The 13,424-nt window shown below is 66.0% G+C and carries 12 protein-coding genes, 4 pseudogenes and 1 riboswitch; of the genes and pseudogenes, 9 read left to right on the top strand and 7 right to left on the bottom strand.

What is annotated here, in order from left to right; translation table 11 throughout:
- Positions 1 to 70: 70 nt before the first annotated feature.
- The 7 genes and pseudogenes from G4Q83_RS16780 (at position 71) to G4Q83_RS16750 (ending at position 6,400) form a co-directional block, all read left to right on the top strand.
- Positions 71 to 1,231, top strand: a complete 1,161-nt coding sequence (locus G4Q83_RS16780; RefSeq protein ID WP_170069203.1) for an ROK family transcriptional regulator — start codon at positions 71 to 73, stop codon at positions 1,229 to 1,231.
- A gap of 258 nt (positions 1,232 to 1,489) precedes the next feature.
- Positions 1,490 to 2,175 (top strand): annotated as a pseudogene (locus G4Q83_RS16775) (IS5 family transposase); the annotation flags it as partial.
- Between the two features lie 99 nt (positions 2,176 to 2,274).
- Entirely contained in the window at positions 2,275 to 3,312 is a 1,038-nt protein-coding gene (locus tag G4Q83_RS16770) for an IS630 family transposase (RefSeq protein WP_128421996.1), read from the top strand.
- Between the two features lie 123 nt (positions 3,313 to 3,435).
- Entirely contained in the window at positions 3,436 to 4,419 is a 984-nt protein-coding gene (locus G4Q83_RS16765) for an IS5 family transposase (RefSeq protein WP_185817191.1), read from the top strand.
- Between the two features lie 253 nt (positions 4,420 to 4,672).
- Positions 4,673 to 5,104 (top strand): annotated as a pseudogene (tnpA, locus tag G4Q83_RS16760) (IS200/IS605 family transposase).
- Positions 5,105 to 5,173: 69 nt separating this feature from the next.
- Positions 5,174 to 5,943 (top strand): IS5 family transposase gene (locus tag G4Q83_RS16755; RefSeq protein WP_246432384.1). Its coding sequence is split into 2 segments (ribosomal slippage): positions 5,174 to 5,495 and positions 5,495 to 5,943, totalling 771 coding nucleotides; the frame shifts between segments, so codons are not numbered across the junction.
- 319 nt (positions 5,944 to 6,262) lie between these two features.
- Complete coding sequence (locus tag G4Q83_RS16750; protein WP_158255084.1) at positions 6,263 to 6,400, top strand: hypothetical protein; 138 nt, start codon at positions 6,263 to 6,265, stop codon at positions 6,398 to 6,400.
- Here G4Q83_RS16750 and G4Q83_RS16745 read toward each other — a convergent pair.
- Positions 6,385 to 6,576: a hypothetical protein gene (locus G4Q83_RS16745; protein ID WP_128421873.1), complete on the bottom strand. Its 192-nt coding sequence runs from the start codon at positions 6,574 to 6,576 to the stop codon at positions 6,385 to 6,387. The genes G4Q83_RS16750 and G4Q83_RS16745 overlap by 16 nt on opposite strands.
- Before the next feature lie 186 nt (positions 6,577 to 6,762).
- Between G4Q83_RS16745 and G4Q83_RS16740 the strand changes: the two genes are divergently transcribed.
- Entirely contained in the window at positions 6,763 to 7,050 is a 288-nt protein-coding gene (locus tag G4Q83_RS16740) for a hypothetical protein (protein WP_128421874.1), read from the top strand.
- Here G4Q83_RS16740 and G4Q83_RS16735 read toward each other — a convergent pair.
- From G4Q83_RS16735 to G4Q83_RS16710, 6 genes and pseudogenes are all read right to left on the bottom strand, one after another.
- Entirely contained in the window at positions 7,008 to 7,901 is an 894-nt protein-coding gene (locus G4Q83_RS16735; protein ID WP_246432133.1) for a lysylphosphatidylglycerol synthase domain-containing protein, read from the bottom strand. The two genes, G4Q83_RS16740 and G4Q83_RS16735, sit on opposite strands and share 43 nt — an antisense overlap.
- 55 nt (positions 7,902 to 7,956) lie before the next feature.
- Positions 7,957 to 8,700 carry an endonuclease/exonuclease/phosphatase family protein gene (locus tag G4Q83_RS16730; RefSeq protein ID WP_128421876.1) on the bottom strand — a complete coding sequence of 248 codons (744 nt, stop codon included), beginning with the start codon at positions 8,698 to 8,700 and terminating at the stop codon, positions 7,957 to 7,959.
- A 503-nt stretch (positions 8,701 to 9,203) separates the two neighbouring features.
- Positions 9,204 to 9,341, bottom strand: a complete 138-nt coding sequence (locus G4Q83_RS24780; protein ID WP_386272966.1) for a hypothetical protein — start codon at positions 9,339 to 9,341, stop codon at positions 9,204 to 9,206.
- A complete protein-coding gene (locus G4Q83_RS22655; protein ID WP_221893088.1) occupies positions 9,280 to 9,822 on the bottom strand; it encodes a transposase in 543 nt (180 codons plus the stop codon). Before G4Q83_RS22655 ends, G4Q83_RS24780 begins: the two co-directional genes overlap by 62 nt.
- Positions 9,823 to 10,288: 466 nt before the next feature.
- Positions 10,289 to 12,205, bottom strand: a complete 1,917-nt coding sequence (gene thiC / locus G4Q83_RS16715) for a phosphomethylpyrimidine synthase ThiC (RefSeq protein WP_185817243.1) — start codon at positions 12,203 to 12,205, stop codon at positions 10,289 to 10,291.
- A gap of 111 nt (positions 12,206 to 12,316) precedes the next feature.
- Positions 12,317 to 12,417: riboswitch (TPP riboswitch) on the bottom strand.
- Positions 12,418 to 12,490: 73 nt separating this feature from the next.
- Positions 12,491 to 12,763: pseudogene (locus G4Q83_RS16710) on the bottom strand (IS30 family transposase); the annotation flags it as partial.
- 251 nt (positions 12,764 to 13,014) lie between these two features.
- Between G4Q83_RS16710 and G4Q83_RS24270 the strand changes: the two are divergent.
- Positions 13,015 to 13,134 (top strand): annotated as a pseudogene (locus G4Q83_RS24270) (BCCT family transporter); the annotation flags it as partial.
- Positions 13,135 to 13,424: the final 290 nt, after the last annotated feature.

The following is a 13,424-nucleotide window of genomic DNA, read 5'->3' as shown; positions in this document are numbered from 1 at the left end:
AACTTGGCGTGAATTAAATGTTTCAACATGGCCCGGTATGCTTTCGCCGGTCTCCCACCCGCCTCCGTCCATGCCTGCTCCGGTCCCTGTCGCCCTGCCGCGTGCTTCCCGTGCCATCCATACCGTGCATCCCGGTCTCAGCGACAACGAGCGGCGCATGCTCGACAGCCTGCGCCTCGCCGGCACCACCACCCGCGCCGAGCTCAGCCGCATCACCGGATTGACCGTGCAATCGACGGTGCGGCTGATCGATGCCCTGGCCGAACGCGGGTTGGTCGTCATCGGCGCCTCGCTGGCGCATGGCGGCCGCGGCAAGCCGGGAGCGGCGATCGCGCTCAATCCCGGCCACGGCCACACTGTCGGCTACTCGATCGCCACCGACGTGCTATCGCTGGCGCTGCTGGACTTCAGCGGGCAGGTGCGCGCCACCGCCGAGCACCCGCTGTGCTCGGCCGAGCCGGCGGCTTTGCTGCTACAACTGCGCGAGACCGATGCAGCGCTGCTGGCCGCAGCCGGACCCGGACTCGGGCCGCGGTTGGGCGTGGGCGTGGCGATGACCGGTTTCTTCGTCGACGCAACCGCGCGCATCAACCCGCCCGATCCGCTGCGCGCACTGGGCGAGCTGTCTATCGGCGACTGGCTGGCCGAGGCGCTGGGCCTGCCGGTGTGGGTGGACAATGACGGCAGCGTCGCCGCGGTCGGCGAGAGCCTGCTCGGGGCCGGCCGGCAGTATCGCGATTTCGCCTACCTGTATTTCAGCTACGGCCTCGGCGGCGGGGTGGTGATCGACGGCGCCTGCCTGCGAGGCGCGCACGGCAACGCGGGCGAGTTCGCCGGCATGCTGCCCGAGCAGGGCTTGGAGCGCGGCACGCTGGAACTGCTGCGGCAGATGCTGATCAAGGACGGAGTAATGTTGGCCGACATCCGTGCGCTGCTGGCCGCTTATGATCCGGCCTGGCCAACGCTCGAGCGCTGGATCGCGCGCGTGGCGCCGGGCCTGTCGCTGATCGTCTCGGCGATCAGCGCGGTGTTCGATCCGCAGGCGGTGGTGTTCGGCGGGCGCCTGCCGCGCGACCTGTCGCTGCGACTGATCCCGCAGCTGCGCATCGACAACCAGCCGCGCCGCGGCCAGGTGCGGCCGCTGCCGGTGCTGCTGCCCGCCGCCGCGATGGCCGACGCCAGCGCGGTCGGGGCGGCCACGTTGCCGCTCAAGGCCCGCTACTTCCGCTGAGCGACATCGCACACAGTCCCTTGGGCGGCCACCAGTGCAACGGTGTGAGAATCTCTGCCGTTCCCGGAATGCGATCGCATTTGGCCGAGCGAGCCTGTCGGGCGCGCGCGCGCTGGTTTCGGGGAGCGGGAGGAATGCCACCGCATCTTGTTGTCACCACCTGCAAAGCCGACCGTGGTCGTTGCCTTGCACTCTTGTACGTGGCATCGCCTGGGCATAGCATCGTGCTGCTGTCCGACTGGTTGCTGGCCAAGTCCTTTGGGTTTCGGGGACGCGGAGTACAACGGCAAGGGCAAGCGGACGCGGCGAGAGGTGTTCCTGGCTGAGATGGATCAGGCGGTGCCGTGGAGTGGCCTGCGGGCGCCGATCAAGCCGCACTGCCCGAAGTCGGGCCAGCCGGGCCGTCAGCCGTACCCGCTGGAGACGATGTTGCGCATCCACTTTTTGCAGCAGTGATACGCACTGAGCGATCCGGCGGCGGAAGAGGCGTTGTACGACACGGCGTCGATGCGCCGTTTCGCGAAGATCGGCGGCCTGGATGATGTGCCGGACGAGACCACGATCCTCAACTTCCACCGGTTGCTGGAGACGCACGATCTGGCGCGCACACTGTTCAACTGGGTCAACGCGCACCTGTCGCGCAAGGGCCAGAGCCTGCGCGGTGGCACGATCGTGGACGCCACGATCATTGCCGCGCCCAGTTCGACCAAGAACCAGGATGGCGAACGCGATACGGAGATGCACCAGACCAAGAAGGGCAATAGTCCTCCTTCGGGATGAAGGCGCACATCGGCGTGGACGACGACTCCGGGCGGGTACACCACGTGGAATGCACAGCGGCCAATGTGGCTGACATCACCCAGGCGCACAAGCTGCTGCACGGCAAGGAAGACACGGTGTGCGGGGACGGCGGCTGCACCGGGCTGGAGCAGCGCCAGGAGATGGCGGCCAAGCGCAAGCTGCGCTAGTGTTCCGTCTCAAAAATAACGCTTCCTAAAAATTGTCTATGCTTCCCCTGTCAGCAACAGACCGGAGACGGGCAGATGAACTCGCAGAACATTACCCTGACACCCGAAGAGCACAGCGAACTCAGTCGTCGCGTCAGGGCTGCCGCCATCAGTCAGCGTGATGGCCGACGTGCGCGGGTCATTTTGTTGGCGGCTCAAGGCAAATCACGAGTCGATATAGCCCGCCTGATTGGTTTTTCACTTCCCTCTGTCACTCGATGGTGCCAGCGCTTTCAAGAGCTGCGATTAGATGGGCTGATTGATAAACCTGGACGCGGGCGCCCTTCGTCGTTACCCGCAGAGGCATTGAGTCGAGTACTTGAACAGGTGGTTCAACCGCGCATCGGGCAACCTCGCTGGAGTTGCCGAAGCATGGCTGAATTCACAGGTATTTCTCCGCCCAGTGTCCAACGAATCTGGGCCGCCAACGATATCAAACCGCATCTGACGCGCACCTTTGAACTCTCAAATGATCCGCACTTTGAAGAGAATTTTTGGGATGTGATCGGGCTATACATCAATCCGACAGACAGGGCACTGGTGCTCTGCTGCGATGAAAAAAGTCAGGTACAGGCTCTTGAACGCACTCAGCCGGGACTGCCACTGGGGATCGGCCATATCCGAACGCAATCGCACGATTATGTCCGCCACGGGACCGTCACTTTGTTCACCGCGCTGGACTATCTACAGGGACGCTTGATCAGCTGCATCGAGCGCCAACACCGGCATCAGGAGTGGCTGGAATTTCTCAAGAAAATCAATCGAGAAACGCCCAAATATCTTCAATTGCATCTGATCATGGACAACTACGCCACGCACAAACCCCCGGCGGTGAAGGCCTGGCTTGAAAAGCGCAAACGCTTGCACATGCATTTCATCCCCACCTCAAGTTCTTGGATGAACATGGTTGAACGCTTCTTTCGCGACACCACGGTGTACCTGCGCGATGGTAGCTTTGCCTCCGTGCGAGAGCTGGAAAGCGCCATGACTACCTTCTTGGCACTGCCCAATGCACAGCCCACTCGCTACGTTTGGAACGCCAAATGGGAAAACATCTTTAACAAAATTCAGTGAGCCCGCGAAGCAATGGCATCGCAAGCGTGAGGGATATTATTTCTGAGACGGCACACTAGGGATGGTCTGAACAACTCCCTCTGATCCTGCGACAATCGTACAAAGCCCAACAGGACAACGACGATGCAATTGTCTTTCGGCGACGCGGAGTACAACGGCAAGCGCAAGCAGACGCGGCGCGAAAGGTTGCTGGCCGAGATGGATCAGGTGGTGCCGTGGAAAGACCTGCTGGCGCTGATCGCGCCGCACTATCCGAAGTCGGGCCATCCGGGCCGTCAGCCGTACCCGCTGGAGACAATGCTGCGCATCCACTTTCTGCAGCAGTGGTACGCACTGAGCGACCCGGGCGCGGAAGAAGCCTTGTACGACACGGCGTCGATGCGCCGTTTCGCCAGGATCGGCGGGTTGGATGAGGTGCCGGACGAGACCACGATCCTCAACTTCCGCCGGTTGCTGGAGACGCACGATCTGGCGCGCACGCTGTTCAACCGGGTCAACGCGCACCTATCGCGCAAGGGCCAGAGCCTGCGCGGCGGCACCATCGTGGACGCCACGATCATTGCCGCGCCCAGCTCGACCAAGAACAAGAACGGCGAGCGCGACCCGGAAATGCACCAGACCAAGAAGGGCAATCAGTACTACTTCGGGATGAAAGCGCACATCGGCGTGGACGATGAGTCCGGGCTGGTGCACCACTTGGAATGCACGGCGGCCAACGCCGCAGATATCACCCAGGCGCACAAGCTGCTGCACGGCAAGGAAGACACGGTATGCGGCGACAGCGGCTACACCGGGCTGGCCAAGCGCGAGGAGATGGCGAGCAAGCGCAAGCTGCGCTATCTGATCGCGGAGAAGCCCTCGAAGCTGAAGCAGATCAAGAGCAAGCGCGAATTGAAGTGGGCACAGCGCTGGGAGCACGCCAAGGCCAGCCTGAGGGCGAAGGTGGAGCATCCGTTCCGGGTGATCAAGCGCCAGTTTGGCTACGTCAAGGTGCGCTATCGCGGCCTGGCGAAGAACACGGCGCAAGTGCTGACGCTGTTTGCGCTGTCGAACCTGTGGCTGAAGCGAAAGCAGTTGCTGCCTGTCGTGGGGAGGGTGTGCCTGTAATCCGGGAAATACCCCGGAAATGCGCCGGAAACGGCGAAAAACCGAGGGTCTGAGCGCCGTGGGCGTGGTCGATATGGCTTGCCTCATCCTCCGACCGCGTTGATCAGACTATCCCTAGGGCCTGTTAACACTAAACCAACCTGAGAGTTCCCCCGGCTCTGCCGGGGAGGCAGTAGAAGTTTGACGTATCCGGGAGTCCATCCCGGAGACTCCGCAACGTGAGCGGCCAAGCACACGAGACGGAGAAACCGAGATGGATGAGTTTGAGAGCTTAAGTCACACCGGGTGGGAGTGTCTGTACCACGTTGTGTTCATACCGAAGTGTCGCCGTAAGACACTGTATGTGGGTCTGAGGAAGCATCTAGGAGAGGTGTTCCGGCGATTGGCCGAGCAGAAGGAGAGCCGGGTCGAGGAGGGCCATCTGATGCCAGATCACGTCCATATGCTGTTGAAGATTCCGCCGAAGTAGGCGGTGTCGCAGGTGGTGGGCTATATCAAGGGCAAGAGCGCCATCCACCTAGCGCGGGTGTATGTGGAGCGGAAGCGGAACTTTGTAGGGCAGAGCTTCTGGGCGCGAGGTTACTTCGTTACGAGGGTAGGTCGGGATGAAGGGTTGATCGGGGCATACATCCAGAACCAAGAGGCGGAAGATCGGCGCTTGGACCAATTGCAGTTGCTGAGGTAGTCGGCCACCTTCAGGTGGCCCTAACAAGGGAGGCGCGTAGCGCTCCCGCAGCCGCTTTGAGCGGCTCACATCTCTAAAGCCCCCGGCTTTGCCGGGGGATATTTACTCGAACACTGCCTGCCGGCACAGCGCGGCAATGTCAGCATGACCAACCTGCAAGTGGTCAACGCCATCCTTTACGTTGCCGAGCATGGCTGCAAATGGCGCGGCCTGCCCAAGCGCTTTGGCAACTGGCACACGGTGTACACACGCATGAACCGCTGGGCCAAGGCGGGTGTGCTGGACCGGATGTTGGCCCAATTGCAGAAGTCCCAGATCGTGCGCATCAAAATCGAAGCAATCTCGCTGGACTCCACCAGCATCAAGGTGCATCCCGATGGCACGGGCGCATTAAAAAAAACGGTCCGCAGGCCGTCGGCAAGTCCCGCGGTGGATGGAACACCAAGATTCATATGGTTGCCGCAGATGCTCGAACAGCCATCACCTTTGGATTGACGCCTGGTAACGTGCATGACGCACCTGCAGGCCGCACGTTGCTTGAACACCTGGGGCCAGTGGAGCGGCCGATTCATTTGTTGATGGACCGTGCCTACGAAGGCAACCAAACCCGCCAGTTGGCGCTCGATCTTGGCTTCGTGCCGGTGGTCCCGCCGAAATCCAATCGGGTCGAGCCTTGGGAATACAACCGGGAGATGTACAAGCGGCGCAACGAAGTGGAGAGACTGTTCCGTCGCCTGAAAGGCTACCGCCGGATTTTCTCGCGCTTCGAGAAGCTGGATGCCATGTTCCTTGGATTCCTCAGCTTCGTCCTGGTCGTTGATGGGCTTCGGATGTGTTAACAGGCCCTAGAGCATTTTCGGCTTGAGTATTTGCAGCCAGCGCAGTGTTGTGGGAGCGACTTCAGTCGCGCCGAACTTTGTAGGCAAAGCCCTTCGCGACTGAAGTCGCTCCCACAAGTGGCATCACTTGGATCGAAATTGCTCTAGCGCCAGTCCCGGCGCCGGTCTCGCGGCGAGGCCGGTGGCCTGCTGCACCCGCCGTGCCCGACGCCACGCCGGCGCGCATCGCGGGTGGGCGTTCATTCCCAGAAGCTGTACTTGCGAGACAGCGCCAGATCCTTGCCGCCGCCGAAGCGCCCAGCGGCTCCTTGAAGCCGACTTGACCGCCGAAACGGGAGGGCGGGCAGCCCGGGAGCGAATGCGGCGCAAGCGCGATGCCGATCTGTTCCACCATCATCTCACCTGGCCGATCGGCGGCGGGCTGATCTTGCCGTCCGCGCACTACACGATCGCGTAGCGACCTGTGTCCGCGCCTGTCGCGCGGTCGCCCTGGATGATGAAAATCCCGTATCCGTCGACCAGGCCGTCCTCGCCCATCTCCAGGGTCGAGAACATCCCGGTCTTGCGTGGCTGGCAACCGGTCGATACCAGCAGCGTCAGGATGAGTGGCGCAACATGCCGCGCGGTGTTCATGGCGAGTCCGCCTGGTGGCTGCGCTGCGGTGCAGAGTGAGTGGGATGCCGACGGCCAGGCGCTCACCGCGATCCCGATGGCGGCGTTGACGGCGGCGTTGGCGCCAGTGGCACGGAAGCGGCGGCAGCACGGCCGTTGCACTGCAGGCCGCAGGGTGCGCGCCCGTTCCGCAGGATGATGCGCATCATGATCGCTGTGAGCGTTATGCTGCAGTTTCCGCGGACAACCGGCGTTGCCGCAGTGCCGGAAATCATCCCGTGGTACGGCCGGATTGCGCCAACCGGCCCGCTGCGCCGCTGGCCGGTCGGAGTGTCCGGGCGCACGCTGGACCGGAGTGCCCGCGAAAAATCGCGCCTTATCCGCGACCGGCCGGATCGCTGCGATCGCGGATCGGCTGTCGCTCCGGCCGCCATCGCCCATGGCGACCGGCCCTATCCCGTCGCGCCGCGCCGCCGCGCTTCCAGCGCGGCGTAACCGCCCGTCGCCAGCAGCAGCGGCCCCAGGTAGTAGCAGGCGCGATAGGCGAGCAGCGCGGCCAACAGCTGCGCCGACGGTGCCTGGTGGCCGAGCATGGGGATGGACACCGCCTCCAGCACGCCGATGCCGGCCGGGACGTGCACGATGGCCGAGACAACCGCCGCCGCCAGCAGCGCGCCGAGCACCGCAACGTAGTCCACGCCGGGCGGCATCAGCGCGAACAGCAGCGCGCCCATCAACGCCCAGTTGGCGCTGCCAAGCAACAGTTGCAGCAGCGCCGGTGCGTGCGCCGGCAGGCGCAGCGCATGCCGGCGTACCCGCCACGCGCGTCCGTGCGCCAGATGGCATGCGACCGGATACGCCACGGCGGCCAGCAACATCGCGATGCCCAGCCAGCGCAGGTCCGCGCCCTGCACTGGCCACTGCGGCGGCGTGCGCAGCTGGCCGCAAGCGAGCAGCGTGCCGGCCAGCAGCAGGTAGCCCACCCAGTTGGTCGCGATGGCGAAGGCGACGATGCGGCCGATACTGCCCGGCCCCAGCCCCGCATGCGAATACATGCGGTAGCGGAAGCCGGCGCCACCGACCAGCGCGCCGAGGTTGAGGCTGAATGCGTACGCGATCGCGGCGATCGCCATCACCCGCAGTGTGGGCAGCGTGTGGCCGGCGTAGCGGCGCGCGGCCAGGTCGTAGCCGGTGTACAGACCGTAACCGCCCAGGGCCAGGCCGGCCGCCAGGGCCAGGGTGCCGCCGCCGTAGCCGGCCAGGGCCGCGCCGACCTGCGCCCAGTCGAGCGAACGCCCGTAGCGCACCAGTAGGACCGCCACCAGCGCCAGGAACGCGCATTGCACGATCCGGTGCGCGCGTCGCCATCGATGGCGCGGCGGCGTCATGCCTTGCGACCGCTCACAGCGCGATCCTCGCCAGCAACGGCAGGTGGTCGGACAGATGCGACCACGGACGCCCCGACAGCACGTGCGCCTGCTCGATGCGGACGTTGCGCAGGTAGATACGGTCGACCGGCAACAGCGGCCGGCACGCCGGGAACGTCGGCGCCATGCGGCCATGCAGGCCGTCGAAGGCCTCGGTCAGGCCGCAGCGGCGCAGCAGCGGATGCCCGCGCCCGCGCCAGTCGTTGAAGTCGCCGGCCACGATCAGCGGCGCGTCCGTCGCGATCTCGTCGGTCACGATCCCGCACAGCAGCCCGATCTGCCGCTGCCGGTGCGCTTCGCGCAGGCCCAGGTGCACGCAGAGCGTATGCACGTCGACGTCGAGGCCCGGCACGCGCACGATGGCGTGCAGCAGGCCACGGCGCTCGTGGCCCGGCACCGACACGTCGCGGTTGCGCCATGCAACGATGGGGTACTTCGACAGCAGCGCGTTGCCGTGGTGGCCGTGCGCATAGACCGCGTTGCGCCCGTAGGCGGACTGCGGCCACAGCGGGTCGGCGAGGAAGGCGTGCTGGGCCTGCGCGGGCCAATCGGAACGACACCTTGCATGCAGCGCGTGCTCGCCCAGCACCTCCTGCAGGAACACCAAGCCGGCCGACACCGTGCCGATCGCGTCGCGCAGCGCGGGCAGCACGAAGCGCTGCTTGAGCAGGCTGAAGCCCATGTGCGCGTTGATGGTCAACACGTTGATCGAAGGCATGCGCTGTGAACGGACGGGGGCCTGGCCGCATTCTGCCGGGCGCTTGCGCCTGCCGCGTGAGCGCCGCCGGCCCGCAGGGCATGTTGCGCGCGCTGGCCGCGTGCCGGCGTTGCCGGGCCGGGTCGCGCCGCGGCTGCGCGCCTCGAACTGTTGCGGTGCAGCGGCGGCGCAGCACATGCCGGGTCGCCAGCGGTGCGATCCCGCGCCATCGAGGCGATCCAGCCATGCCAGCGTCCGCGCCGCATGGGCGCCCGCTTGCAGTCTCCCGGCAGCTTCCGAGGCGAACAGCCGCAGCTGGCGACCGTCAGGTCTGGGCAGAGCGCCGAGGCGCGAAGCGGCGCGGGTTCGCCCGCGCCGGCCGTGCGCCGATGCTCCGTTCTTCAAGGCGCTGTCGTTCGGGTCCGTCGCCGCATACGTGGAGGTTGGGATCTCCGCGTCTTGCGGATGCCGACGTCAATCCGACGTGGGCGGTTAGCCTGCTCTGTAATATGGGTCTTGGCGGATCAGTGTGAGTGCAATCTGGCGTTTCCGGGGAGTGGTGGCAGGACGCTGGCGATGACCTTGAGCTTGATGTAGTCCTCATCGCGGTCGCCATAGGCGCTGCGCTGGATGACCCGGATCTTGTTGTTCAGCCCTTCCACCAGACCGAGGCTGACCTTGTGGTCGGGATGGCAGTAGGCGGCGATGCCGTCCCCAATGCCGCTCGATCCTCTTCACGAACCTCTGGGATGGCGCCAGCCGCTGCCAGCGCAGGCTCTGCTTGCAGCGCTCGAAGAACGCCCGGGCGCCGCGTTCGCTGCGGTAGCTCCACCACTGGACGAACGATTCCTTCCACAGGTAAGCGGTGTTCAGCCGCTTGTTGGCCGCCAGTGGCTTCTTGAGTGCCTGGCGGCCGTCCAGCGTGAGGTTCTCGTGGTGGGACAGCAGGGTGTAGCGCTGGCTCTTGTGGATGGCGATCTCGTCGATGCCGATGGCCCGTGGCGCCGGCACCCCGGCCCGGCGCACCTGCTCGGCCACGTACCGCTTGGACAGGTCCGTGACCGTGCTGTCGTGCAGACGCTCCAACTCGGCCACCGCCTTGTTCGTCATGCTCCGGCACAGATGGCCCACATGCAGGGCCAAGCGCCCGGTGTAGCGCGGATTCTTCGCCAGCCAGGCCAGCCGCTCTACGTGCATGCCGCCGCACCGCGGACACTTGACCGGCTAGCGCTCGAACGCCACGTACAGGTACCAGCCGGCCACCCGCTGGTCGCGGGCGCGCCGCACACGCTGGCCGTAGCGGCTGCGGCAGCGATGCCCGCAGTTGGAGCACACAACCGTTTTTTCGGCCTCGCAAAGTCTCGATCCGCGCCTTCGGATCGCCGAACACGCCCTTGAGCGTGGACTGCGCCACGAAGCCGGGGAAGGCAAACAGATCACGCAGGCGGCGGCCCGATTTCATGCCCGAATCCACGTCCTCACGTCAGTGCAGGATGCACGTACCCGCACATCGCAGGAAAGCGCTTGTTTCCCAGGATCCAGCCTACCTCACCCTCCAGGAAGCGCCCACACGATTCCGCGATGAGCCAGTTTCTTGACGGACAGAACACTAGGTCGGGCCATGAATCTCGGCGCCGGCGTCCGCGACCTGCTCCGGCTTCCCGGCCGCGGCCGCGGCCGCGTGCGGTGCCGCACCGGCATCCACGGCATGCGCGGCGGCGGAGTCGCGCAGGTCCTGGATGTCCTGCCCAGGCGCGCCGCGCAAGTCCTGGGAAATACGCATCGAGCAGAAGTGCGGCCCGCACATCGAGCAGAAGTGCGCCAGCTTGTGCGCGTCCTTGGGCAGGGTCTCGTCGTGGAACTCCTTGGCCTTCTCCGGATCCAGGCCCAGGTGGAACTGGTCGTCCCAGCGGAACTCGAAGCGCGCCTTGGACAGCGCGTTGTCGCGCACCTGCGCGCCGGGATGGCCCTTGGCCAGGTCGGCGGCATGCGCGGCGATCTTGTAGGCCATGATGCCGTCGCGCACGTCCTGGCGGTTGGGCAGGCCCAGATGCTCCTTGGGCGTCACGTAGCACAGCATCGCGGTGCCGAACCAGCCGATCATCGCCGCGCCGATCGCCGAGGTGATGTGGTCGTAGCCGGGCGCGATGTCGGTGGTCAGCGGCCCCAGCGTGTAGAACGGGGCCTCGCCGCACTCGCGCAGCTGCTTGTCCATGTTCTGCTTGATCAACTGCATCGGCACGTGGCCGGGGCCTTCGACCATGGTCTGCACGTCGTGCTTCCACGCGATCCTGGTCAGTTCGCCCAGCGTTTCCAGCTCGCCGAACTGCGCCGCGTCGTTGGCGTCGGCGATGCAGCCCGGGCGCAGCCCGTCGCCCAGCGAGAAGGCCACGTCGTAGGCCTGCATGATTTCGCAGATGTCCTCGAAATGGGTATAGAGGAAGTTTTCGCGGTGGTGTGCCAGGCACCACTTGGCCAGGATCGAGCCGCCGCGCGAGACGATGCCGGTGACGCGCCCGGCGGCCAGCGGCACGTAGCGCGCCAGCACCCCGGCATGGATGGTGAAATAGTCCACGCCCTGCTCGGCCTGTTCGACCAGCGTGTCGCGGAAGATCTCCCAGGTCAGTTCCTCGGCGCGGCCGTCGACCTTCTCCAGCGCCTGGTAGATCGGCACCGTGCCGATCGGCACCGGCGAATTGCGCACGATCCACTCGCGGGTCTCATGGATGTGCTTGCCGGTGGACAGGTCCATCACTGTATCCCCGCCCCAGCGGATCGCCCATACCAGTTTCTCCACCTCTTCGGCGATGCCCGAACTGAGCGCGCTGTTGCCGATGTTGGCGTTGATCTTGGTCAGGAAGTTGCGGCCGATGATCATCGGCTCGCTCTCCGGGTGATTGATGTTGCTGGGCAGGATGGCGCGGCCGCGGGCGATCTCCGCGCGCACGAACTCGGGCGTGATGGCGTGCTGGATGCTGGCGCCGAACGCCTCGCCGGGATGCTGCCTGCGCGGCAGCGCGGCGCACGCCGCCTGCAGCCGCTGGTTCTCGCGGATCGCGACGAACTCCATCTCCGGGGTGACGATGCCGCGCCGCGCATAGTGCATCTGGGTGACGTTGGCGCCGGCCAGCGCGCGCCGCGGCAACTGCAGGGCCGGGAAGCGCACCGCGTCCAGCCGCGCGTTGCGCTCGCGGTCACGGCCGAAATCGGAGCTGAGCCGGTCCAGCGCGGCGGTATCGCCGCGTTCCTCGATCCAGCGCGCGCGCAACGGCGGCAGCCCGGCGCGCAGGTCGATCGCCGCGTCCGGATCGGTGTACGGGCCGGAGGTGTCATAGACGGTGACCGGCGGATTGTCTTCGCCGCCGAACAGGGCCGGGGAGCGGCTTAGGGCGATCTCGCGCATCGGCACGCGCAGGTCGGGACGCGAGCCTGGCACGAAGATCTTGCGCGAACCGGGAATCGGCCGGGTCACCGACGCGGACAAGGTCTCGGCCTGCTGCAGCAACGGGCTGGGTAAGGCATTCATCGGCATTCGTCCTGGTTGTGGAGGCCCACAGCGGGTGCGGGCGGTTGCGAGCGGACTCGCATCACGGACGAAGCGGCGGCGCGGGCACGGCCCCGGCGCGGGAGGCGCACGGACCGGGCTTGCGAAGCTTCCCTACGCCGGTATCAACCGGATCAGGTTCGAAGGGACTGTCTCAACCGCGGCCTGCGCCGACGGTACCCCCGCTTCTGCCGCTATTAGACCCCTTTCTCGCGCCGCCGCCAACCGGGCGCAGCTGAATCGCCGCACAACCGGACCAGGGCGGTCTCAAGAATCAAGTGCAACGCGTGATCTGAATTGGAGGATTTCCTTCTCCAGAGCCGCGGCCGGTGTAGCCCAACCCAGTGTCTGGCGCGCACGTCCATTCATCCGCTTGGCCAGGTGATTGAGGTATTCCTGACGGGCCTGCGACAGGTCCGCGCCCTTGGGCAAGAACTGGCGCAGCAAGCCGTTGGTGTTCTCGTTGCTGCCGCGCCGCCACGGCGCATGCGGGTCGGCGAACCACACCTCGATCTTCAGCCGGTGCATCAGCTGCTCGTAGTCTGCCCAGCCTCGTGTCAGCCCCGCCGCGCGCGGCGCTCCGGCAAACCACGGCGACATGCCGCGCCTGGGCTGGGCCGCACAAGAAGGACGTCTCTCCCTGCCGCCGGCTCATCCCCGGTGGTGTTTTTTGTGCGGGATTCGCCGTGGCTCACTCCAGCAGGCAAGGCCGCGGGCTGGTCGGCGACAATGCCGCAGCCGGTCGTCGGCCGCCGCCACCGCGATCGGCGTGGAGGGCAAGTATGCCCGTGCAGATGGGCATCATCGCCGTGGCCTTCGTGCTGTACATGGCCTCCACCGCCAGCGGCGTGGAGCGCGGCATCAAGTGGCTGTCCAACTTCAACCTGGCGCTGGCCGCGCTGCTGCCGGCGCCTGACGGACCTGTGCTTCCCCACCGCGGATCCCGCGCCACCCCAACCGAGTGTCGCCGCACGCGCCGCGGCAGCGGCGCCGTCGGCGCCCGATGGATCTTGCGCAATGCCGGTGCTGCAGCTGCGGCGCGCGCGCAGGTGGCGCCAGGGACTGCCCGGCCTCCCGCGCCGGTTGGTGCCGCCGCACGGTTGGTGCGCCGAGCGAGGCCAGCGCCGCCTGCGCCGCCACCCGGTGCGCAGCGCGGCGCGAACGGGGCGAGTTTCCGCGCAATCGGCCGGGCACGCACTGT

Origin of the sequence: Xanthomonas theicola (assembly GCF_014236795.1) — a bacterium.
GTDB classification, from domain to species: domain Bacteria; phylum Pseudomonadota; class Gammaproteobacteria; order Xanthomonadales; family Xanthomonadaceae; genus Xanthomonas_A; species Xanthomonas_A theicola.
This window is presented reverse-complemented; position numbering and strand designations above follow the sequence as displayed.

Excerpts from the sequence above, each read along its gene's own strand:
- G4Q83_RS16765 (WP_185817191.1), top strand. The coding sequence starts at position 3,436 with ATGCAATTGTCTTTCGGCGACGCGGAGTACAACGGCAAGCGCAAGCAG.
- G4Q83_RS16745 (WP_128421873.1), bottom strand. The coding sequence starts at position 6,576 with ATGAACACCGCGCGGCATGTTGCGCCACTCATCCTGACGCTGCTGGTA.
- G4Q83_RS16770 (WP_128421996.1), top strand. The coding sequence starts at position 2,275 with ATGAACTCGCAGAACATTACCCTGACACCCGAAGAGCACAGCGAACTC.
- G4Q83_RS16740 (WP_128421874.1), top strand. The coding sequence starts at position 6,763 with ATGATCGCTGTGAGCGTTATGCTGCAGTTTCCGCGGACAACCGGCGTT.
- thiC (WP_185817243.1), bottom strand. The coding sequence starts at position 12,205 with ATGAATGCCTTACCCAGCCCGTTGCTGCAGCAGGCCGAGACCTTGTCC.
- G4Q83_RS16780 (WP_170069203.1), top strand. The coding sequence starts at position 71 with ATGCCTGCTCCGGTCCCTGTCGCCCTGCCGCGTGCTTCCCGTGCCATC.
- G4Q83_RS16730 (WP_128421876.1), bottom strand. The coding sequence starts at position 8,700 with ATGCCTTCGATCAACGTGTTGACCATCAACGCGCACATGGGCTTCAGC.